The sequence below is a fragment of the Rhodococcus globerulus genome (genome assembly GCF_019334125.1).
Classification (GTDB): domain Bacteria; phylum Actinomycetota; class Actinomycetes; order Mycobacteriales; family Mycobacteriaceae; genus Rhodococcus_F; species Rhodococcus_F globerula.
Map to the genome: position 1 here is coordinate 4968835 of NZ_CP079698.1, position 22305 is coordinate 4991139.

The 22305-nt window shown below is 60.3% G+C and carries 22 protein-coding genes and 1 pseudogene; 13 read left to right on the plus strand and 10 right to left on the minus strand.

All coding sequences use genetic code 11. The features are described from left to right. Positions 1-16: 16 nt before the first annotated feature. Entirely contained in the window at positions 17-793 is a 777-nt protein-coding gene (locus KYT97_RS22620) for an enoyl-CoA hydratase (protein WP_033236383.1), read from the minus strand. Positions 794-1035: 242 nt separating this feature from the next. On the opposite strand from KYT97_RS22620, the gene KYT97_RS22625 reads away from it, so the two are divergent. Together KYT97_RS22625 and KYT97_RS22630 are read left to right on the plus strand one after the other, a co-directional pair. Then, positions 1036-2247 (plus strand): TetR/AcrR family transcriptional regulator, encoded by a 1212-nt coding sequence (locus KYT97_RS22625; RefSeq protein ID WP_219110707.1) that lies wholly within the window; start codon positions 1036-1038, stop codon positions 2245-2247. A gap of 63 nt (positions 2248-2310) precedes the next feature. After that, complete coding sequence (locus tag KYT97_RS22630) at positions 2311-2745, plus strand: OsmC family protein (protein ID WP_007726950.1); 435 nt, start codon at positions 2311-2313, stop codon at positions 2743-2745. Here the strand turns inward: KYT97_RS22630 and KYT97_RS22635 are convergent. Beyond that, positions 2720-3196 (minus strand): hypothetical protein, encoded by a 477-nt coding sequence (locus KYT97_RS22635; protein ID WP_045068321.1) that lies wholly within the window; start codon positions 3194-3196, stop codon positions 2720-2722. The genes KYT97_RS22630 and KYT97_RS22635 overlap by 26 nt on opposite strands. After that, positions 3193-3708, minus strand: a complete 516-nt coding sequence (locus tag KYT97_RS22640; protein WP_141486584.1) for a DUF4352 domain-containing protein — start codon at positions 3706-3708, stop codon at positions 3193-3195. Before KYT97_RS22640 ends, KYT97_RS22635 begins: the two co-directional genes overlap by 4 nt. A gap of 165 nt (positions 3709-3873) precedes the next feature. Here KYT97_RS22640 and KYT97_RS22645 point away from each other — a divergent pair, with 165 nt between their 5' ends. The 3 genes from KYT97_RS22645 (at position 3874) to KYT97_RS22655 (ending at position 6477) form a co-directional block, all read left to right on the plus strand. Next, positions 3874-5088, plus strand: coding sequence for a sensor histidine kinase (locus KYT97_RS22645; protein ID WP_045068327.1), 1215 nt, complete (start codon positions 3874-3876; stop codon positions 5086-5088). 35 nt (positions 5089-5123) lie between these two features. After that, complete coding sequence (locus KYT97_RS22650) at positions 5124-5777, plus strand: response regulator (RefSeq protein WP_033236385.1); 654 nt, start codon at positions 5124-5126, stop codon at positions 5775-5777. Between the two features lie 70 nt (positions 5778-5847). Next, positions 5848-6477: a DsbA family oxidoreductase gene (locus KYT97_RS22655; protein WP_245005902.1), complete on the plus strand. Its 630-nt coding sequence runs from the start codon at positions 5848-5850 to the stop codon at positions 6475-6477. A gap of 49 nt (positions 6478-6526) precedes the next feature. Here KYT97_RS22655 and KYT97_RS22660 read toward each other — a convergent pair whose 3' ends face one another. From KYT97_RS22660 to KYT97_RS22675, 4 genes are read right to left on the minus strand one after another with little or no spacing between them, the layout of a single operon-like run. Continuing rightward, on the minus strand, positions 6527-7693 hold the full coding sequence (locus tag KYT97_RS22660; protein WP_219110708.1) for an NADH:flavin oxidoreductase: 1167 nt from the start codon (positions 7691-7693) through the stop codon (positions 6527-6529). Beyond that, the gene (locus KYT97_RS22665; protein WP_219110709.1) at positions 7690-8988 is read right to left on the minus strand and encodes an alkyl sulfatase dimerization domain-containing protein; all 1299 of its coding nucleotides are present in this window, start codon (positions 8986-8988) and stop codon (positions 7690-7692) included. The genes KYT97_RS22660 and KYT97_RS22665 overlap by 4 nt, the downstream gene beginning before the upstream one ends. Next, positions 8985-10274: a sulfotransferase family protein gene (locus KYT97_RS22670; RefSeq protein WP_051730708.1), complete on the minus strand. Its 1290-nt coding sequence runs from the start codon at positions 10272-10274 to the stop codon at positions 8985-8987. Before KYT97_RS22670 ends, KYT97_RS22665 begins: the two co-directional genes overlap by 4 nt. 5 nt (positions 10275-10279) lie before the next feature. Next, positions 10280-11071: an SDR family NAD(P)-dependent oxidoreductase gene (locus tag KYT97_RS22675; RefSeq protein ID WP_219110710.1), complete on the minus strand. Its 792-nt coding sequence runs from the start codon at positions 11069-11071 to the stop codon at positions 10280-10282. Between the two features lie 78 nt (positions 11072-11149). Between KYT97_RS22675 and KYT97_RS22680 the strand changes: the two genes are divergently transcribed. The 5 genes from KYT97_RS22680 to KYT97_RS22700 are packed head-to-tail and all read left to right on the plus strand — an operon-like array spanning position 11150 to position 15766. Next, positions 11150-11761, plus strand: a complete 612-nt coding sequence (locus KYT97_RS22680) for a TetR/AcrR family transcriptional regulator (RefSeq protein ID WP_033236338.1) — start codon at positions 11150-11152, stop codon at positions 11759-11761. A gap of 11 nt (positions 11762-11772) precedes the next feature. Further along, entirely contained in the window at positions 11773-12555 is a 783-nt protein-coding gene (locus KYT97_RS22685) for a 3'(2'),5'-bisphosphate nucleotidase CysQ (protein ID WP_219110711.1), read from the plus strand. Continuing rightward, positions 12552-13457, plus strand: coding sequence for a sulfate adenylyltransferase subunit CysD (gene cysD, locus KYT97_RS22690; protein WP_219110712.1), 906 nt, complete (start codon positions 12552-12554; stop codon positions 13455-13457). The genes KYT97_RS22685 and cysD overlap by 4 nt, the downstream gene beginning before the upstream one ends. Next, a complete protein-coding gene (gene cysN, locus KYT97_RS22695) occupies positions 13457-15358 on the plus strand; it encodes a sulfate adenylyltransferase subunit CysN (RefSeq protein ID WP_033236341.1) in 1902 nt (633 codons plus the stop codon). The genes cysD and cysN overlap by 1 nt, the downstream gene beginning before the upstream one ends. 45 nt (positions 15359-15403) lie before the next feature. Then, positions 15404-15766, plus strand: a complete 363-nt coding sequence (locus KYT97_RS22700; RefSeq protein ID WP_033236342.1) for a nuclear transport factor 2 family protein — start codon at positions 15404-15406, stop codon at positions 15764-15766. Here KYT97_RS22700 and KYT97_RS22705 read toward each other — a convergent pair. Both KYT97_RS22705 and KYT97_RS22710 read right to left on the minus strand, forming a co-directional pair. After that, a complete protein-coding gene (locus KYT97_RS22705; RefSeq protein WP_080711836.1) occupies positions 15756-17009 on the minus strand; it encodes a GAF domain-containing protein in 1254 nt (417 codons plus the stop codon). The genes KYT97_RS22700 and KYT97_RS22705 overlap by 11 nt on opposite strands. 37 nt (positions 17010-17046) lie before the next feature. Beyond that, positions 17047-17826, minus strand: a complete 780-nt coding sequence (locus KYT97_RS22710) for an acetoin reductase (protein WP_141486580.1) — start codon at positions 17824-17826, stop codon at positions 17047-17049. A 209-nt stretch (positions 17827-18035) separates the two neighbouring features. Here KYT97_RS22710 and KYT97_RS22715 point away from each other — a divergent pair, with 209 nt between their 5' ends. Beyond that, positions 18036-19181, plus strand: a complete 1146-nt coding sequence (locus KYT97_RS22715; protein ID WP_219110713.1) for a hypothetical protein — start codon at positions 18036-18038, stop codon at positions 19179-19181. Positions 19182-19223: 42 nt separating this feature from the next. Here KYT97_RS22715 and KYT97_RS22720 read toward each other — a convergent pair. Then, a pseudogene (locus KYT97_RS22720) lies at positions 19224-19820 on the minus strand (hypothetical protein); the annotation flags it as partial. A 54-nt stretch (positions 19821-19874) separates the two neighbouring features. Here KYT97_RS22720 and KYT97_RS22725 point away from each other — a divergent pair. Both KYT97_RS22725 and KYT97_RS22730 read left to right on the plus strand, forming a co-directional pair. Continuing rightward, entirely contained in the window at positions 19875-20330 is a 456-nt protein-coding gene (locus KYT97_RS22725) for a MarR family winged helix-turn-helix transcriptional regulator (protein ID WP_045068347.1), read from the plus strand. Between the two features lie 116 nt (positions 20331-20446). Then, positions 20447-22294 carry a flavin-containing monooxygenase gene (locus KYT97_RS22730; protein ID WP_219110714.1) on the plus strand — a complete coding sequence of 616 codons (1848 nt, stop codon included), beginning with the start codon at positions 20447-20449 and terminating at the stop codon, positions 22292-22294. The last annotated feature ends 11 nt before the right edge of the window (positions 22295-22305 follow it).

Here is a 22305-nt window from a genome sequence, read left to right on the forward strand (position 1 = left end):
TACTGTTTCCTCTCAATCACTTGAAGTGGGGTGCGCGTTTCTGAAGCATTGCGGTCGCGCCTTCGGCGAAGTCGGCTCCGACAAGAAGTTCTGCTTGACCGGTCTTTTCGAGTTCCAGAGCGGAGTCGATGCGATCGAGTGTTGCGGCGTTCAGTGCGGCTTTGGTGAGTTGGAGAGCACGACGGGGCGCTGCGCTGGTGCGCTTCGCGACGGACTCGATGTGTGCAGCGAACTGATCGTCGGGAAGGGTTTTGGAGACGAGCCCGAATTGCGCTGCATCTGTAGCGGATAGACGCTCACCCAGCAGAAGCATCTCGGCTGCACGCGCCCGGCCGATCGCTGCCGGAATCAATGCGCTGGCGCCGCCGTCGGACATCAGTCCGATGTTGACGAAAGACATGAGGAAGTAGGCACTTTCGGCAGCATAGGTCAGGTCTGCGGCGAGGGCGATGGAGACGCCTACACCTGCGGCAGGTCCGTTGACTGCGGCGATCACGGGCACGGAGGTGCTGGTGATGGCGCGAATCACGGTGTTTGCGGTGTCCATGACGATCTGGGGATCTGTCGGATTGGTTGTGATAGCTGCGAGGTCTGCTCCCGTACAGAAGGCGCGGCCTGCTCCGGTGATGACGATGGTGCGCACATCCGGGTTGTCGCCGGCGTCGGTAACAGCGTCGATGAGACTTTTCATGGTCTCGAAGTCGGCTGCGTTCATGCGTTCGGGGCGGTTGAAGGTCAAACGCAGAATGCCGTTGTCGAGTTCCGTCAGGAGACCCGCTGTGGACGAGGTCATGACGAACTCGGGGAAACGGTACAACACATGCGAATCATCAGCACACAGCTTCCTTCTCACGGTTGATCTGGCGAAATGTGTTCCCTTGGCGTAGGCCGTAACTCGTGCCGCAGGAGGGTCTCTTCAGTGGTGAATCTATCTGCGAGATTGTGCGAATAGCGGTTAACATAACACCTTGAGTGGCAGTGTCAAGGGTGTTCGGAGAATCCGATACGGTAGCTGTGAAACGAATGGAGGGATTCATGCCCGGACGGACACGCGTCGTCGCACGTGGCGATGAATCCACTTCGCGCACGCGGCCGAAGAATCGCAAGGCTCAGATCGCGGCGGTTGCAGCCGAGGCGTTCAGTGAGCGCGGGTACCACGCGGTGGGTATCGACGACATAGCGTCTGCCGTCGGCGTGTCCGGTCCCGCGCTGTACCGCCATTTCCCCACCAAATACGCACTGTTCGTTCACGCGGTCGAAAACTTGTCTCGGGCACTGCTCGATGCGGCCGATTCCGCGCACTGCGAGAGCGACGATCCGCGGCAACAGTTGCAAGCCGTCATGGTCGCAGTCATCGGTGTCACTCTCGAGAATCGGCGTCGGGGCGGGCTCTATCGTTGGGAAGGCCGCTACCTCGAGAAGGTGGATCGCGAGAACCTGCGCCTGGACGTGGTGGCCTTGCGCCTGCGGGTGTCAGAGCCGTTGGCTGCGGTCCGCCCGGAGCTCGGTCGTGCCGATCTCGACCTCGTCACGGCAGCGATTCTGAGTGTGATCGGCAGTGTCACGGGGCATCGATCGACGTTGCCGCCCAAGCAGATCGAGTCCTTGATGCTCTCCGTCTGCTGGTCTGTGATCGATATGGAACTCCCGCGGCGAGTCTCGTCGGTAGCGCCTTTGCAAGGCGTCAATACGATTCCAGGACTCGAACGTACATCGAAACGTGAAGTGCTGCTTCACGAAGCGGTGCTGCTTTTCCATGAACGTGGGTATCACGAGGTCAGCATCGAGGAAATCGGAGCCGCCGCCGGGATCACCGCATCGAGTGTGTACCGGCATTTTCCGAGCAAGGCAGACCTACTGGCCGCAGCCTTTCATCGGGTGTCCGAACAATTGACCGTCACGTTGGGCTCCGCCCTGGCAGAATCCGAGACTCCGCGCCCGGCTGTGCACACACTTGCTGAGCTGTACGTTGCCGTCTTCTTCGCTCAGAGTGAGTTGCTTGCCGTCTATTTCGCGGAAGTCGGAAATCTCCCTGCCGATGCCGGCAAGGAGCTACGGAAGATTCAGCGACGCAATGTCGAGGAGTGGGCGCACCTGTGCGTCGACGCCCGGCCCGAACTCACTGTCGCGTCGGCTCGATTTCTTGTTCACGCGGCGCTGGGACTGGTTCTCGATGTCGGCCGCGTCGTCCGATTCGCGGAAGCCGAACGCGTCGCGGCACTTCTGTCGGCGACACTTCTCGGATAGTCGCGGGTAAGTTCGAGTGGCAAGGCGTTTCACACAATCCGCAGACGGAAGTAGGGACACCCAATGCCAACTCGTACCGCACGCACGGCCTGGAACGGCACCTTGGAAGCCGGATCGGGGCAGGTGGAACTCACCAGTTCCGGAGTCGCGACATTCGACGTGTCGTTCCCCAAACGAGCAGCTGAGGAAGCCGGCGGAACCACCAGCCCAGAAGAACTGATCGCCGCGGCACATTCGTCCTGCTACGCGATGCAATTGTCAGCGCTCATCGCCGAGGCCGGGGGAACTCCGCAGAGCCTCGACATCACGGCAGATGTCTCGTTGGGCCCCGACACGGTCGGCTTCAAGCTGACCGGAATCAAGCTCACCGTTCGCGCCGAGGTCGACGGCCTCGACGCCGACGGTTTTGCCAAGGTAGCCCAGGCCGCAAAGGAAACATGCCCGGTCAGTAAGGCTTTGACAGGCGTCGACATCACATTGGATGCAGCGCTGGACTGATCTTCTCGTGCTCGGGCGCCGTTTTCGGCGCTCGAGCACCTCTGATCACCAGGTAGCTCGCGAGCAGTATCGGGAGCACCCACAGATCCGAAGGATCGCGGACGACGAGGATCGGCAAGAGGTTTCCGCGTAATCCTGCTGCGGCCCAACGGAGAAATCCGATCACCCACTCGTACGCGTCGCCAACCGGCGCAACCATTTTCACGGCGGCAAAGCCTATTCCCGTGACTGCGATGGACCAGGCGATCGCTGCTCGCCCCACCAGGCTGCGTCTGGGCACCTCGAGAACCGAGAGCAGAAGCAGTGGAAACAGGAACACACCGGCTATGTCGGACAGCTTGCCCGTCATCGTGTTTCCGAAGGCGTCCTTGAGCACGTGGTCGTTGATCAGAATGATCGCCACCGAAACCAGGGCCCACGGACTCAGCAGCAGATCGCCCGGACGCCTCACGACAGGTTGATGGTTGCCGAGCCGGACGAGAACAGATCGCATTTGAACTGCAAACGCAGACCGGTGGCGGCTTCGGGGACCTCATACGACAATTCACCGCGCTTGGCCGCACCCGGCGCTAGCTCTCCGTCGACGCTCGACGTGTTGCTGTCGGTGAACGTGATGTTGTACGACTTGTTTGCCGAGTCCTGCAGTTCGAAGCACATCATCGACGACACCGCGGCGGGCTTGTCACTGTTGTTGGTGACCTCGGTGTCAACCACGACGTAGCGGTTTCCGGGATCAGCGGTGATGAACTGATTGGTCGAGACGTACGGATCGACAACGCCGTGTACCTGAACGCGCCAGTCACCGAGTTCGACGACGTCACCGATACCGAAAGCGGCAGCGGGTGCGGCGGACGAACCGTTGTCGTCGACCTTCTTCGCTTCATCGGTTTCGCCTGACGCGATGGTTGCGAACAGGGCTGCGCCGACGGCGAGGACGGCGAGGGGAGTGCGGAGTGATCGCATGATGGGTGCCTTTCGAGAGCGGGTATGGCACTAGTCAACGATGTCCGGGATGCCTTTCGCGTCAGCCGAAAGATCGGGTGATCTCCTCCTTTCGGTCGTTGTTTGCGCGCGTGGTGGTCCAATCGGCTGATTCGAGGAGTCGGTGGTGGTCTATACGCTTACTCGGTGATCACCACCCGAGGAACTGCAGTGCGACGACGCGTATGGACAACTGTCGCCGTCGCATTCAGCATTTTCTGCTCGATCATGACGGCGACTATCGCCGGCTCGTCGGGAAATGTGCCACCGGTGCTGGTCGGAATCGGCTTTGTTCTCGGCGCAGCTGGTGGGATATCGCTGGTGTGGCGGCGTCAACGTCCCTGGGCGGTTCTGGCGATCACGCTGGTCGGTCCTCTGTTCTTTCCGACAGATGCCACGGCGGCGCTCATCGCTTTGTTTGCAGTTGCTCGAATCGCGCGCGGAAATCAATTGGCGGTCGCGGGCGCGGCGGTGTACGTCGCATGCGGAATCTCGTTGACCTACGACGCCTTTCGGGATCGCGAGTTTTCGGTGCTGACAATCGGAACTGCTGCGCCGAAGGACGGCACAGAGCTCGCGCAGTACAACCTGGCGCTGTGGATTCCATGGCTGGTCGCAGCCGTCATGGTCGCCGTCGTGGTGGCGCTCTCGCTTCTCGTTCGTACCAAAACCGAACTCGTCGAGGCCGAGCACGTGCGGGATCTGGCGACGGAACAGACCGATGCGATGCGCGACGAAATGATTCGCACCGAGGAACGCACCCGGATCGCCCGCGACATGCACGACACAATCGCGGCCAGCTTGAGTCGAATTTCGTTGTTTGCCGGCGGGTTGCAAGTCAGTGCTGCAGACAATCCGGAGAAGGTCGTCAATACCGCAGCCATGATCCGAACTACCGCACACGAGGCTTTGGACGAATTGAAGGGCATCGTCGGAGTGCTCAGGGGAAGTGGTGATCGTCGTGAGCACGGTGGGCATCAGGGCATCGATGCGATCGGTGATCTGGTCAACGGTGCTCGTGCGGCCGGCATTCACTGCCGTCTGGAATCGGAACTGCTTCCGGGTGACGTGGGAATGTTGGCTGGTCACGTGTGTTATCGCGTAGTGCAGGAAGCGCTCACCAATGTTCAGAAATACGCGAGCGATCAAATGCTCGTCATTTCCGTCACTGGATCACCGCATGACGGAATTCGCATTCTGGCACGCAACAAGCTCAGCGATCTGCCTCCGATGACGTCGATCGGTTCGCGTTCGGGGCTCCGCGGATTGGCCGAGCAGGCACGCGAGATCGGCGGCAAGGTCGAGGCCGGCGCGCTGGGGGAGGACTTCCTCGTCAGTTGCTGGGTGCCCTGGTTCGCATAATTTTGTCGGTGGCACTCGGTAGTCTTGCGCCCACCATGAACACAGACTCGCGGGTGACGACGCTGATTGTCGACAACGACGCCTGGGTGAGGCGCGGGATGAAGGACATCCTCGAAGCCACACCCGACATCGTGGTGGTTGCAGAGGCCGAGGACGGCGACCAAGTGCCGGCCAAGGTCACTCGATTTCGTCCCCACGTCGTACTGATGGACCTCAAAATGGTCCGCGTCGGGGGCTTGGAAGCAACTCGCCAGTTGATGTTGATGCCCAACCCTCCCAAGGTCATCGCAATGACGGCTTTCGACGTCGACGGCCTGGTGATCGAGGCGGTCGAGGCCGGCGCACACAGCTTCATGCGGAAAGATGCTGCACCCGAAGCCTTTCAGCAGGCCGTGCGCGTCGTTGCATCCGACCATGCGCTGTTCAGCCGGGATTCTCTGCGGGCTATCGCCGAGTCCACTCCCCGTGAACCTGTTCGGGACCAGACGGCGTTGGCGGTGCTCACCGACCGTGAGCGCGAAGTTCTGGTGCAGTTGGCCACAGGTCTGGGAAACGGTGAAATCGCGGAGCGTATGTACCTCGGTGAAACAACGATCAAATCGCACGTCTCGTCGTTGTTCTCGAAACTCGGAGTGAACAATCGGGTGCGTGCATCGCTGGTTGCGTACCGGTGCGGTCTCGTCGTGTGATGTAAGGACTAATCTCGCCGCTGCTGTTGTTGCACCTTCGGTGACTGATCAAATCGTGATTGACCAAGACGTGACCATCGAAGTGTGGTCGGACGTTGCTTGTCCGTGGTGCTACATCGGAAAGACCAGGTTCCTCTCGGCCCTGGATCGTTTCGAGAACAAGGACCGCGTCAACGTCATCTGGCGCTCGTACCAGCTTGCGCCGGAGACTCCGGTGGGAGAGGGCCGCACGGAACTCGACGCCTTGGTCGAGATGAAGGGAATGGCGCCTGATCAGGTACGCCAGATGTTCTCGCATGTGAGCGCGACGGCCGCCGAGGTCGGATTGACCCTGGACTTCGACACCGTGATCGCCGCCAACACTTTTGATGCGCACAGACTGCTACATCTCGCCGGTGAGCGACAGAACGAACTCCTCGAAGCACTGTTCAAGGCTCACTTCAGCGACGGAAAGGTGATCGACGATCGTGAGGTGCTGGTAGATCTGGCTGTGAGCGTCGGCCTCGACGCGGACACCGTGCGTGAGCAGCTCAACTCCGATGCCGCCGCCGAGTCAGTGCGCGAGGATCTGTCCATGGCCCGCCAGCTCCAGGTCAGCGGCGTTCCGTTCTTCGTCGCCAACCGTGCGGTCGCTGTGTCCGGCGCTCAGCCCGAAGAGGTGTTCCTGCAGCTGCTCACGCAGGCTTCCGAGCCGGCCTGACAGCGAACATCCCTGACAGCGCGTGCGCAGAGGCGCTGTCAGGGATGGGTCACGGCCGCAATACGCAGCGAGTTCCCCCGTAGATCGTGGTAATACATTTGTTGCAGTGAATACAGAGCGTCTGCCCGTGGCCTTCTTCCTCGATCGTCTTGATCAAGTTCGGGTCGCTGAGCAGTGCGCGGCCCATTTGGACGAACTCGAATCCCTCACGCATGGCGAGGTCGATCGATTCCTTGCCCGTGATTCCGCCGAGCAACACCAGCGGGAGGTCTACTGCGTCGCGGATCTGGCGCGCGTGATCGAGTAGGTAGGCGTCGGTGTACGGGTAGGTGCGCAGGAAGTGTTTTCCCACGAGTTTGATTCCCAGCTTCTGTGGCTGCGGCATGAGTGCCCCGAATTCCCGTAGCGGTGCGTCACCTCGGAACGTGTAGAGGGGGTTCTCGAGTGAGCTTCCGGCTGTGAGGACCACCCCGTCCAGGGTTCCGTCTTCTTCGAGCCAGCGCACAACTGTGATTGCCTCTGCGAGCCAGAATCCACCAGGCACGCCGTCATCCATGCTGACCTTGGCGATCACGGCGATTTTCGTACCGACCGCGTCTCGGACGGCGCGTGCGGTTCGACGCGCGAAGCGTGCTCGATTCTTCAGGCTTCCGCCGTAGGAATCGTTGCGGTGGTTCAGTTTTGGGCTCAGGAATGAACTGATGAGGTAACCGTGACCGAAATGCAGTTCGATGGCGTCGAACCCTGCTTCGGTGGCGGCTCTGGCAGCGTGGGCGTGGGCCTCGACGATCCGATCGATGTCGGCCTCGGAGGCGGCTTCGGCGAAGCTGAGGGTTGTCAGGTGAAAGTGTCTACTCGATGTAATTGCCTTGTGGCCGTTTGATTTCGGGTTTGCGACGGCACCCGCATGGCCGATCTGTGCTGAGACGGCCGCGCCTTCGGCGTGAATCGCGTCGGTCAGCCGACGTAACCCGGGTGCGGTTTCCTCGGTCCACTGGAGCTGCCCTGCGGAAGTACGACCCTCCGGTGCGACGGCGCAGTAGGCCACTGTTGTCATACCGACGCCGCCGGCAGCGAACTTGCGATGAAAGTCGATCAGTTCGTCGGTGACCACACCTTTGGGTGTCATTCCCTCGAACGTGGCCGATTTGATGATTCGGTTCCGGAGCGTCGCCGGTCCCAACTTCGCAGGCGCGAAGGCCTCTAGTGTGGTCATCGGCTCGTATCCAACTCTGCGACAGCTGCTTCGAGCTTCTTGATCTGGTGTGCCAGCCACCCGGATTCCCAGAAGTTCGCCTCGGTGGACGGCTGTGTCAGCAGTTCCCGGTGGCAGGCCAGGAGGACGCGGGTAGCAGGTCCGTTATCGGGCTCGAATGCGAGAGCAGCCTCGGACAGCGCGGTGGCCTCGACCACTGCTCCTTCGGCGAGTCTCGTTTCGGCGAGTTCGATTGCACGCTCCACTCCGGCCAGTTCGACGAGATCAGCCAGAGTCTTCGTTCGGGGCAGATCGTAGAGCGCTGTGGTGGAGTCGTGATGGAACCATCCCAGGTAGGTTTCCCAGATGGTCTTGACTCCCCACTTGACCTGACCGTAGCCCTGTCCAACGTAAAGGTGTGGCGGCAAGTTGATTTCGCGCATCAGCGATTCGACGGACTTACCCGCGTTGATTCCGGAGAGCGTCGTGCGGTGAACGTAGTCGACGGCGTCGTACATCCGTTTCAAGACGGCGTCGATGAGTTCTTCGCCCTCGATGGGCTCGCCGCGGCCGGTGATCAGGGTCTGCGGTCGCAGGTCGCGCAGCGTGCGAATTGTCTTCAGGTACGGCTCGACAAAGCGGTATCGCTGTCCGCGGACGGTATTGAGATTGGGGAAGTGGCCGAAGAGGGGGCCGAGCAGGTTGCTGATCATCGCGATGCGATGCTGTGGAAGCCACACCATTGCGCCGTCGACTGTTTCGCCGACACCGGAATGTAATTCGACATCCAGTCCGCCGACCGTGAGGTCGAGACGATCTGTGAAAGTGAGATCCGGGATCGGCTCGTCCTGTGCATTGGACACGGATGGGAATTCTGCGGCAAAGCGTGCGACGGTATCGCCGTCCCGGCCGAACCATACGGGTGCCCATTGACGCATCCGCTTGATGACACGAGCATCGTCGAGCTGAACGGACTGGTTCAGCTCGTTGGCCACGTAGACGGCACCCGGCTCACGAAAGGCGTGAACTCCACCGACGTGGTCGGTATGGCCTTGAGTGGTGATGATGTACCTGGTCGGCCCGGAGTAGATGTCGTCGAACAGCTTTCGATGATGCGGTCCTTCGAATCCGCAGCCGGTGTTGACGATGATCCGGCCGGCCGGCGTGACGATCATGTACGCCGAGCTGGTGCCGCCGCTGCGGTAGATGAAATCGTTGATCGTGATCGCTTCGTCGGTGTACTCAGGTTCGAGCAGGGTCTTTCCCGGTCGTTGCGCGATCAGAGCGTCGACTTGATCGGAGATGTGCTGGTTCACAGAACCTCTACTTTCACAGAGAAGGCGTCAAAATAGTTGGCAAATCGAGTGCGCAGTTCGGCCGGTTCTCGGCCGAAGTCTGCTCGCAGGTCGTACACAACCTGACCGCCCGAACCGCGTTTGTGACTGGACATGTACTCGCGGATCTCTCCTCGCGCCTGCTCGGTCATCTCGAGGCCGGCGCGGTTGTAGATGTGCTCGACAGTTCCGATGTCGTTCGCCATGAATTGGTCGAAGTACACATCCACTCGCCGCTCGTCGGGGATCAGGGCGAGATCGCGGGTTCCCGCATCGAGCAACCGGCTGACGCGGTCGATCCAGTAGTCGCACACCGCATCCAGGTCGAGCTCGTGAAAGTTCATCCGGGCGCCGTAGCCGACCATCGTCGCTGCAGACTGGACTACCGACACCGGATCGCGGTGTGTCATGACGACGGTGGCGTCGGGGAAGGTGTCCATGAGTGGACCGAGTTGCTCGAGGTGCTGCGGGCACTTGAGAATCCAACGGTTCGGACCACGTTGCCACTGAAGGAGTTTGAGCATCGTCTTGATGAACTCGTAATGGGGGCGCTGATCGTGGGCGAGATAGTAATCGCGCCAGCGAGGTGCCATCGACGACATCCACTCGAAGTTGTAACTCGAGAAATCGAGGCTTTCGAGTTCGAGTTCCTCGTGAATATGTTCCGGGGTCATCGGATGCATTGCTGCCACCAGAGGGCTCTTGGCCTGCATCTGGTTCCAACGTTCTTGGCTCCGAAGCAATCTCGGGTCGACGCCGTCCACGCCGAGTTCGTCACCCGCGAAGGGGACGGGTTCCTGACTTTCCCAGAGTGGCAGCGACCGGAAACGGGAATCAGCCGACATGAGGTTCAGGAGATGCGTGGTACCCGAACGCGGCAGTCCCACAACGATGATGGGAGCCACGATCTCCTCGTCGTGAATCTCGGGGTGGCGACGCAGGACATCCAGTACTCGAAGTCGGTTGGCCGCGTAGCGGGTGCACGCTGCGTGAGTAGTCATCCGGGAGACCGGTGAACGGTTGGGATCGGCGTCGATCTCGTCGAGCCACAACGCCAGTCGCTCGCGGAAGTCGTCAGGACCGAAATCGCCGAGGCCTGTTTGTTCTCGCGCGGCGGAGAGAACGCTGTCCACGGACAGGGTTATCGGGTTCGCTTCGGCGTAGGCCCACGTCTGTTGCTGGGATTCGGTGAGTACGGGGTAACGGAGGTCGGTGATGCGCACGCGTTTCGGTGAGGTTGCTTCAGGTTGCGCGGTGGACGACGGCATCGAAGTCATCCTCTGATCGAGAATCCGCCGTCGACGGGCAAGGTCTGTCCGGTAACGAATTGTGCGGCCGGGCTGGCAAGGAACAGTACGACGGGAGCGACGTCCACGGACGGGTCTGCCCACCGGGCCATCGGTGTGCGATCGAGTGACGGTTTGCTGTGTTCAGGGCGCTGCTGGAGTCCTGCCGTCATTTTTGTTGCCGTCAGTCCAGGGGCTATGGCGTTGACTCGAATGCCGTCCTTGGCCCAATTCGATCCCATCGTCTTGGTCATCTGGACGACGGCGCCCTTCGATGCGCCGTATCCGGGCACGACGTCAACGGCGAAGTACGACGCCATCGATGCGACGTTGATGATAGAAGCGCCTCCGCTCTGCGTGCTTTCCTTGAGCAGTGGCAGGACAGCGGAAGACATTCGGAACCCACTCACGACGTTCACCGCGAGCGATTCCTCGAATACCTCCGGGTTCCATTCGCCTTTCTGGGTAAGCGTTTGACCTGCGTTGTTGACCAAGATGTCCAGTGCGGACAGCCCTGCCGCGACGGCGGCGATCTGCTCGCGATCTGTCATGACGCACTGCCGGTAGACGAATGCCGAGAGGTCGTGCTCGTAGTCGTCGGCCGACGCTTTGGTTCCGGTAATCGTCACGTGCGCGCCGGCGTCGACGAAGCGGTGTGCAATCGCAAGTCCGAGGCCGTTGGACCCTCCGGTTACGAGAACTCGGGAGGAAGAAAAGTCGAATGCCACAACACTTTTCGCAATAGAATCAGTTGCTCTGTCTTCGGTGCTTGATGTCATGAGGTGTGACAGTAGCCAGTTTGTGAACAATGTTCAATAGCTGTTGAACATTGTTTAGCGAGCAGCTAGTGTGTGTGGATGAACGCAACGAACACCACGTCTGTCCGCGGAGATACGGAAGCACGGCGCCGAGGGATCCTTGATGCTGCAGCAGCCATCCTGGATGTGGGTGGCTACGCCGCACTGACGATTCGGAGCGTCGCCAAAGAAGCCGGTATGAGTCCCGGACTCATCTACCAGTACTTTGTCGACAAACGCGACATCTTTGCAGCTCTCCTCTTCGAGAGTCAGCAGGAGTTGACCGTGTTCATTGCCGAATTGCCACGCGATCAAGGCATATCGGCCCTGATCGCAGCTATCGTGCCTGAAACCACCAAGCAATGGGCCCGAGTCGGGCACGTGGCATCTGTGTGGAGAACGACCGAAGACGCTTCGAACTCCGACGGGCAAGCGGTCCAAGACTTACGACATTCCACCGAAGCACAATTTGCAGAGTTGCGGACAGCTCTCGAAGACGCAGCGGGTGCACAGGGGCTTTCACTCCGTGAGGGACCTTCCCTGATCCCCTTCGTCTGGGCCGGCCTCATGGGGCTGGCCGACACCATCGTCAACAACTGGGCCCAAGACCTCGATCCGACGGAGTACATCACGTACTCGGCAGACGGGCTAGCGAGGGCAATTACACACTGACTGGAGCATCGATGACGCGAACTACCCCGCATCATGACGACCCACCCGAAGCGACGTGCGATACAACCGCTGCCATCGATATCAGCACTGCCGCAGGAGAACTGCTCCTCCGGTATCGCGAAGCGTTGACTCCCGACGATGTCGATCCCGTCGCGTTCCGAAAGGGTGCAGACCGAGTCAGTCAGGAATTCATCGCTGGGGAACTGGCTCGCCGATTCAGCGGCGACGCGGTGCTCTCGGAAGAATCACCTGACAATGCTGTGCGGCTCGGTGCGTCGCGTGTCTGGATCGTCGACCCACTCGACGGAACCCGCGAGTTCGGTGAGATCGGCCGCGGTGACTGGGCTGTGCACGTTGCATTGTTCGAAAACGGCTCTCTCACAGCAGGAGCCGTGGCGCTCCCGGGTCTGGGAATAACGCACTCGAGTAGAGACCCGGTACCGCTGTACAACGTCGTGCCGTCCAACCCTCGGGTTGTCGTAAGTCGCACTCGGAGGCCGGAGCCAGTGATGGCACTGGCCCGAGCGTTGGATGCCGAGTTGATCGAGATGGGCTCGGCTGGAGCCAAAGCCATGGCGGTAGTGCGCGGCGACGCTGACATCTACGCCCATGCCGGCGGACAGTACGAGTGGGATTCTGCCGCCCCGGTTGCCGTGGCTCAGGCTGCCGGCCTGCATGTTTCACGAATCGATGGCTCTGCTCTGCACTACAACCAAGAGAACCCTTGGTTGCCCGACTTGTTGATCTGCCGCCCTGAACTTGCTGCTACCGCACTGGAGGTGCTGAACCGATGACTACCACGCTGACGCATCTCGAACGGCTCGAAGCCGAGAGTATCCATATCATGCGAGAAGCGCTCGCCGAGAGTGAAAATCCGGTGATGCTGTATTCGGTGGGCAAGGACTCCGCCGTGATGCTGCACTTGGCGCGCAAGGCGTTCTACCCGTCGAAGCTTCCGTTTCCGTTGCTGCACGTGGACACTACGTGGAAGTTCCGCGAGATGTACGGCCTTCGCGACGAGACAGCAGCGGCGCCGGACCTCGATCTCCTCGTGTACAAGAATCCGGAATGTGTGGAGAAGGGAATCAACCCCTTCACCCACGGCAGTGCCGTCCACACCGACATGTGGAAAACCGAGGGACTCAAGCAAGCTCTTGATCACTACAAGTTCGACGGGGCGTTCGGCGGCGCCCGGCGTGACGAGGAAAAGTCCCGGGCGAAGGAACGGATCTTCTCGATCCGATCAGCAGCGCACCGCTGGGATCCGAAACAGCAGCGGCCGGAGCTGTGGCGGATGTACAACGTCCGCAAATCGCCGGGAGAGAGCCTGCGCGTGTTCCCGCTCTCGAATTGGACCGAGCTCGACGTGTGGGAATACATACGCCAGGAACAGATTCCGATTGTCCCGCTGTACTTCGCCGCCAAGCGTCCCGTCGTCGAACGTGACGGCGCGTTGATCATGGTCGACGACGACCGGATGCCGTTGCTGCCGGGTGAAACACCGGAACTCAAGAGTGTTCGTTTCCGAACCCTCGGGTGCTATCCGCTGACCGGCGCTGTCGAATCGACCGCGACATCCTTGACCGACATCATCCAAGAGATGTTGTTGACCACCACATCCGAACGCCAAGGCCGGGTCATCGACCACGACTCGAGCGCGTCGATGGAGAAGAAGAAGCAAGAGGGGTACTTCTGATGACCGTTTCCTCGGATCTGATTGCCGACGATATCGAACAGTATCTCGAACGTCATGCCAACAAGACGATGCTCCGCTTCATCACCTGCGGCAGTGTCGACGACGGCAAGAGCACGCTCATCGGTCGCCTTCTCTACGAATCGAAATTGGTTTTCGAAGACCAACTTACGGCTCTGGAAAACGACTCACGCAAGGTCGGCACACAGGGCGAAGGTCTCGATTTCGCGCTCCTCGTCGACGGACTGGCTGCCGAACGTGAGCAGGGCATCACTATCGACGTCGCGTACCGGTACTTCACGACCGAGCGTCGCAAATTTGTCGTCGCCGATACTCCTGGTCATGAGCAGTACACCCGCAACATGGTCACCGGCGCATCGACAGCTGACCTCGCGGTCATCCTCATCGATGCTCGCAAAGGTGTGCTCACTCAAACCCGCCGCCATTCGTACTTGGTTTCACTGCTCGGTATTCGACATGTAGTCATCGCCGTCAACAAACTCGATCTTGTCGACTACTCGCAGGAGGTGTTCGACAACATTGTCGCCGAATACCGTGCTTTTGCAGACGAAATCGGTTTGAAGAACGTCGTTCCGATTCCCATGTCGGCATATATGGGGGACAACCTCACCGAGCGCAGCGCGAATACCCCGTGGTACGACGGTCCGACACTTATCGATCACCTCGAAACCGTCGAGATCGACGATGATGTGCAGCAACGCCCGTTCCGTATGCCGGTGCAATGGGTCAACCGCCCCGACCTCGATTTCCGCGGCTTCTCCGGCCAGGTCACTTCCGGCATCATCCGCCCGGGTGATCGGATTCGAGCGCTTCCCAGCGGAAAGGAATCGACCGTCGCGCGCATCGTCACGATGGACGGTGATCTCATCGAAGCCATCGCCGGCCAATCCGTGACCATCACACTGACCGACGAGATCGACATCAGCCGCGGCGACATGCTCGCTTCATCGGATGCGCTGCCCCCGGTAGCCGACCAGTTCGAAGCCCACGTGGTGTGGATGGGTGAGCATGAGATGCTCCCGGAGCGGCCGTACCTCTGCCAGATCGGCACTATGACGGTCCAGGCTCGAATCACCAAGCCCAAGCACAAGATCAATGTCAATACTATGGAGAAGACGGCGACCGACACGCTTGCACTGAACGAAATCGGTGTCTGCAACCTGAGTTTCGACCGTCCGGTGCCATTCGACCCGTACGCCGACAACCGTGATACCGGTGGATTCATCCTCATCGACAGGTTGACGAACACCACCGTCGGCGCCGGACTCATCCAGCATTCTCTTCGGCGTTCGGACAACATTCACTGGCAGGCCGTCGATATCGACGAGAAGGCGCGAGAGACGCTCAACAGTCACAAACCGTGCGTAGTGTGGTTCACCGGGTTGTCCGGCTCGGGTAAGTCGGCGATTGCCAACGAGTTGGAGCGTAAACTCCATGCGCTAGGCTGCCATACCTATCTTCTCGACGGCGACAACGTTCGCCACGGACTCAACCGTGATCTCGGATTCACCGAAGCTGATCGTGTCGAAAACATCCGCCGCGTAACAGAAGTCGCTAAACTTATGGCCGATGCCGGACTGATCGTCCTCGCTTCGTTCATCTCACCGTTTCAGATCGAACGTCAATCCGCCAAGGAAACCATCGGCGCCGATCAGTTCTTCGAGGTGTTCGTCGACACCCCGCTGGCTGTCGCCGAAAAGCGAGATCCCAAGGGGTTGTACAAGAAGGCGCGCAGTGGTGCGTTGAAGAACTTTACCGGCATCGACTCGCCGTACGAAACTCCGGTCTCGCCGGATATTCGTATCGATACGACGTCATCGTCGACTCTCGATGCCGCTGATCAGATAATCCGGCATCTGCTCGAACGCGGAATCATTCACTGATTTCTCGATCTGCTGATAACTCAACCCTCAATTAAGGAGTCCTACATGCCTTCTCGTGACGAGATCTGCGCCGTTGTCGACAGCTACGTCAAGCTGCTCGGATCGCACCAGATCGATGAGTTGATGGAATTGTTCCATCAGGGTGCTGTGCAGCACGAGCCCGTCGGTGTTCGCACCAATCGGGGTTTTGACGAGATTCGGGCATTCTTCGCCGAGAGTGAGGACACGCCGTTCACCGTGAGTCTGCTGACCCCTGTCACTGTTGTGGGCAAGTTTGCTGCGATGCAAATGCGTGTCGAGCGCGAAGGTTTGGAGGATTTTGCGTCTACAGATCTCTTCGAGTTCGATGACAACTGCAAGATTCTCTCGATCACTGCAGTCCCCGACATCAAGGCCCTCATTCCCTGATTCGGGCGGCCCGGACGGCTGGAGCGTTCGAGAACGGGAGCAGATGTGCACCGATGTCGGGGCAGGAGAGCGTGACCTGCGCTGCATCGACAAACCGATACGGTTGTGCTGCAACTACTCCAGCAAGATTCTTGCGTAGGCGGGACATCTCGGCCCGTACGGTCACCGTGCGGGCTGGGTCGTCGAACAGGTCCTGAGCTAATTGCGACGCGGTGCGCCCTCTTCGCTCCGATCCCAGGAGAAACAGAATTTCCGCATGGCGCTGGGTGGGGGAGTACGTCCATTCACCCAACTCCGAAGACACTGTTACCGACATGCTCTCGGAATCACGCAGATCGACGTGCACTGTGGGAGCAGCGACGTTGCTTCCGGTGGAGGTCGGCCTGATCAGCCAACCTCCTGGTAGCGGATCCAATTCGCACAGCCCGAGGGCCGGGAACCACGTCCGGCCGGGAGTCAGCGCCGAGGGCAGCAGGATTCGAGTGCGATGTGGCAGAGAATCGACCGCCGCAACCCAGCCATGAGCGTCGGTGACCAGTGCGGGTGATCCGCCGCGTGCGAGCATCGGCGCTGCAACAGACCGTAATTGGTCGAGGTTGTCGCGGTGCTTGTCACGCAGGTGTGATTGGGCAAGACGTGCGACGGCGTCGACCAAGGCGAGTGTGGTGGGGTGAATGGTCTTGGCCGGCCCGCTGATGTCGACCACGCCGATTACCCGATCGTCTCGTGGATCTCGAATAGGTGCACCCGCGCAGGTCCACGGATGATGGCTGCGCGCATAGTGTTCCGCCGAAAAGATCTGAACGGCTTGATGCGACACCAATGCGGTGCCGATGGCATTGGTGCCGACAGAGTCCTCGGCCCAGTTTGCACCCTCGATAAATCCGAGCCGCCCCGCCTGATCCAGTACCCGATTGGATCCGCTGCGCCACAGCACTGTTCCACGTATGTCCGCGACAACCATGATGTTCTCGCCGCTCGCTGTCACCGATTCGAGTCCGCGGGTCACGTCGTCGAGTACGTCGTACAGGCCCGATTCACGGCGACGAAGGTCGAGTTCTGCCACATCCATCGACGGTTCGATTCGGCTCTGTTCAGGATCGACTCCCAGCTCTCTCAGCCGCTGCCAGGACTTGCGGATCACGTCGCGGGGACGAGCGGGGGATCGATCACCGGCCATCGTGGCGTCGTACACCGCGGCGAGGGTCCTCGCGTAGTTGCGAGGATCCTCACCGGGTGGCATCGCGGGCTCGGGCAACCGCGTTGTGGGTGTGGCCATGTCAGCGATATACCAACCCTCCGTCGATGAGTCCGGCTTGGCCGGTCATGTAATCAGAATCCGGTCCGGCCAGATAGGAGACAAACCCCGCCACGTCGTCGGGAGTCTCGGCTCGGCCCAGAGCAATGCCGCCGACAAACTTTTCGTAGGTCGCACCTTCCGGCGCCCCGGTGAGTTCGGAGAATCGCTTGTCGATGGTGACCCACATGTCGGTTCCCACAACTCCGGGGCAGTACGCGTTGACTGTGATGCCGTCTGATGCGTATTCCTTGGCCGCAGCTTGAGTGAGTGCCCGGACGGCGAATTTTGTTGCGCTGTACACACCCAACATGGCAAAACCGTCGTGGCCGGCAATGGACGATGCGTTGATGATTTTCCCGCGCTGACCGAGTTCCTTGAACTTCGCGGCCGCGGCTTGAATACCCCACACCACGCCGTCGACGTTGACGCTCCAAATCTTGGAGACTTCCTCGGGGGTGACGTCGGACAGGGGGCCTACCAGTGCAATTCCGGCATTGTTGACGATGATGTCGAAGCCGCCCAACGTTGAATGTGCGTGTTCAATGCTTGCCTGCACCTGGTCGCGGTCGCTGACATCCGCGATGAACGTGGTTGTCCGACGGCCGATTTCGCGAATCTTGTTGGCTACGGCGTCCAGCTTGGTCTGGTCGAGATCGACTAGCGCGATGTCTGCGCCGTCGTGGGCGAGCCGGAGTGCGATTCCACGTCCAATCCCTTGGCCTGCTCCGGTGACCAGTGCAACTTTGCCGGTGATGCTCATATTCAGTGTCTCCTCGTTGGCGGGTAAGCCGATGAGTGAGTTATATGTGATGACGACCACACTATAGAAGGGTTGCATCGCGTTGCAAACCCGAACAATCGGACATCGATTGCAACTGTCGGCAACTCTCCCTGTGTCCGGTTCGGCGCCTTCATAGTTGCGCGACCACTTCGCGAATTGCTTTGTGGCACAAACCGGGAGAAGAAGATATGACTGCAACAGTCGATGTTCCGAAGGGTTCGGCGACGCCGAGCCGTCGACCCTCGCGCCGCTGGATTCCGTTCGGTGCTGCAAATCTTGTGATCGTTCTGGTTCTGGCTCTGGCGAGTTGGTATCTTCTGGCCGATCCGGTGACCAGCCCCTGGAATTTCTATCCGTTGCCGTTCAATGCAGCGCTGTTCTGGGCCATACTTTTTGTGGTGTTCATCGGCTTCAACTGCGAGTTTGCTGGATTCGATCGACTGCCGCAGCCGGCCAGGGGCGTTGCAATCATGGCAGCGACAGCCGTGTTCGCGGTTGTGGTGACGTGGTTGCTCGCCAACGGAATCGGGAGTCTGTATCCGGACTTCGCGGCAGACCGCGCCGGCGGTCTCGGCTACTTCGCCGGTGCGCTGTTTGTGCTGTTCGGGTTCGGAACCTGGGTGATGGTGGTGCTGAACTGGCAGCATTGGCCGTGGGTCTCCATCGGGATGAAGCAGCCGTTGGTGGGTCTGTGCGAGATCGCGTTTGTCGCGGTACCGACGCTTGCCCTGTATTTCGTTTTCGGGCTGCCGTCCGTATCGCTGTCCGCAACCAATCCATTGATGACCGTCGACACCGTGCTCGGGTGGTTCTACTGCGTTGTGGTGGTCGTGATCTTGACCGGTCAGACTCTGGAAAATTGGCCGTGGCGGCTGTTCGGTGGTGGAGGGAAAACCGCACTCGCGGCTACGGTGGGCAATTTTGCACTGGGAACCGGGCTGTACTTCGTGGCACTGTCTGTTGTGAAGGTTGTGCTGGGAAGTGCTGCGGTTGCCGAGTTGGGTGGCGTCGTGAATCAGTTTCCGGCCCAACTCGGTGTGTGCTGGGCCTTCTGGATGATCTTCTGGGCCAATGCATTCGGAAACAAGCCGACTGGGTTCGCTGACGGGGTGAACCTGTTGATCCGCGCAGTGCTCACGTTGGGGCTGGCAGTGGTGACGTTCCTCTTCTACTACCGTTTTGCTGCCGAGCACATTCTTCACGAACCCGCAGTGGCCGACGGATTGCACGGCAATGCACTGGGTTTCGTGGACTGGACGGTGCTGTGGACGTTGTTCTACGTTGTCGGCTTCCAGTCGCTGGGGCTTGGCCGATTGAAGCCTGGATCCGCGTGAACTGGTTGCCCGCAAATGCATGCGGGCAACCAATCGCGTAGGTCAGACTTTCGTGAGGGGTGCTGACTCTGCGGCAGTTTCCTTCTGCGCCGCGTTCTTTCGTGCGGGAATCAGCAGCGCGATTGCACCGGCGATCAGTGCGGCACCGCAGGCGATGAGCAGACCTGTACGGAACCCGGCTTCCGTCGGGAGGGTGTGACCGGCGAAGTCCATACTCATCTGAGCCAGGACAACGCCAACGACAGCGGCGGAGATCGAGGTGCCGACGGACCGCATCAGGGTGTTGAAGCTGTTGGCCGACGCCGTGGCGGACGGCGGAACCGCGCCCATGATGAGGGCGGGCATCGAGCCGTAGGCAAGGCCGATTCCAGCGTTGCAGATGCAGGTCACGATCAGCAAGCCCCAGTCGGCGCCCTTGGACACAGCCAGCAGAAGCGAGACCAATCCGACTCCCAGTCCGAGTGCTCCGATCAGATCGAAGCGTTCGCCGGTGTTGTGTACCGGGGTGGCGGGAACGAAGAACCAGATCAGCACGGCGATGATCACGCTGAGAACGGCGGAACCCCAGAAGAGGACACGCCAGTTGGTGTGCTCGGCCACGGCAGCTGCCATTGGCAACCCGAGTGCGCCGCCGATGCCCGTCGTGTCGAGATTCGGTGCGCGGATCGAGAATGGATCGGTAGAAGGACTGGCATGGACAAGCCCACGCATTTGATCGAGTTCGAAACCATGCTGCTCGGGCGATACGTCGGCCTCCATCCGCCGCAGTACAAGCATGGTGGCAATCACCTCGATCGAAGTGCTTACACGTTGCTCAGTCGCATCGACATGCAAGGCCCTATGTCGATCGGTGAACTCGGCGAGGCCTTCGGGCTGGATACATCGACACTCAGTCGCCAGACGTCCGCAATGGTGAATTCGGGTTTGGTTCAACGTATTTCCGACCCCGATGGCGGTATGGCGCGAAAGTTCCGCATCACCGACGAGGGGATGCGCCGACTCGGTGCGGATCGGGCTGGCAACGTGGACGGCCTGGATCGGGTCGTGGCCGATTGGGAACCTGAGGATGTGGCGACGTTTGCGATGTGGCTTCGGAGGTTCAATTCCGACGTCGAGAAACTAGCCGGACGTCCCTGGCCGCGAACGTAGCGGGGCACAGTCCGGGAGAACTTCAACGGCCCGGGGATTGCAACGGATTGCAACGCTTGTGACCCGGGCCACTTATGCGATGTGCTGTGTATCACATTCCCAAAGAAGGAGAAGTGATGACGCAAACCATCGATTCCGCAGTCGTAGCCGCGGAAAGCTCGACGGCTGTGACACCTCAGGAGCGCGTCGACGCCTGGCTGGCGGATTTCGAGTCGGCGCTCGCCGCTCGTGACATCGAACGGGTCGCAGCAAAATTCGCCCTCGACAGCTTCTGGCGAGACTTGGTTTCGTTCACCTGGAACATCAAGACCGTCGAAGGTCGCGAGCAGATTGCCGACATGCTTTCCGAGCGTCTCGACGACACTGATCCTTCAGGATTCCGGACCACCGAGACCCCCGACGAAGCCGACGGCGTCACGTCGGCCTGGATCGAATTCGAGACCTCGACGGGCCGCGCGCACGGACACCTTCGGCTCAAGGACGAACTCGGCGATCCTGTTGCTTGGACACTGCTGACGTCATTGCAGGAACTCAAGGGACACGAAGAGGGCAAGGGCACCCGCCGGCCACGCGGCGCGAAGCACGGGGCAGACCCGGACCGCATCACCTGGGCCGAACAGAAGGAGATCGAGGACCGCGAACTCGGCTACACCACACAGCCTTACGTCGTGATCGTCGGCGGCGGCCAGGGCGGAATCGCGCTCGGAGCGCGCATGCGTCAGCTCGGAGTTCCGGCCATCGTGATCGACAGCCACGAGCGGCCGGGGGATCAGTGGCGCGGACGCTACAAGTCCCTGTGCCTGCACGATCCGGTTTGGTACGACCACCTGCCCTACATGCCGTTCCCCGACAACTGGCCGGTGTTCGCGCCCAAGGACAAGATCGGCGACTGGCTCGAGATGTACACCAAGGTCATGGAGGTTCCGTACTGGAGTTCCACGACCTGCACGTCGGCGTCATTCGACGAGAAGGCCCAGGAATGGACCGTCGAGGTCAACCGCAACGGCGAGAAGCTGACGTTGCGTCCCAAGCAGTTGGTGATGGCGACCGGTATGTCCGGCAAGGCCAATGTTCCGACCTTCCCCGGGCAGGACAAGTTCCTGGGCGATCAGCACCACTCGAGCAAGCACCCCGGCCCGGATCAGTACGTGGGCAAGAAGGTTGTGGTCATCGGGGCGAACAACTCCTCGCACGACATCTGCGGCGCTCTGTGGGAGAACGGCATCGACGTGACGATGGTGCAGCGCAGTTCGACGCACATCGTGAAGTCGGATTCGCTGATGGATCTGGGCTTGGGTGATCTGTATTCGGAACGCGCACTCGCCGCCGGTATGACGACACACAAGGCCGACCTCACGTTCGGTTCGCTGCCGTACCGGATCATGCACGAGTTCCAGATCCCGGTGTACGACGCAATCCGTGAGCGCGACAAGGACTTCTACGATCGCCTCGAAAAGGCCGGCTTCGAGCACGACTGGGGCGACGACGGTTCTGGCCTGTTCATGAAGTACCTACGACGCGGCTCGGGTTACTACATCGACGTCGGCGCTGCCGAACTGGTCGCGAACGGGGACATCAAGCTCGCGCACGGCAACATTTGTGAGCTGACCGAGAACAGCGTGATTCTCGAAGACGGAACGGAACTACCGGCCGACGTGGTGGTCTACGCAACCGGCTACGGCTCGATGAACGGCTGGGTGGCCGATCTGATCGGTCAGGACACTGCCGACAAGGTGGGCAAGGTCTGGGGCCTGGGGTCGAACACCACCAAGGATCCAGGACCGTGGGAGGGCGAGCAGCGCAACATGTGGAAGCCGACGCAGCAGGAAGCGCTGTGGTTTCACGGCGGCAATCTGCATCAGTCTCGCCACTACTCGCTGTATCTGGCGCTGCAGTTGAAGGCGCGCTACGAGGGCATTCCGACGCCGGTGTACGGGCTGCAGGAAGTGCATCATCTGAGCTGAAAACAAACTGC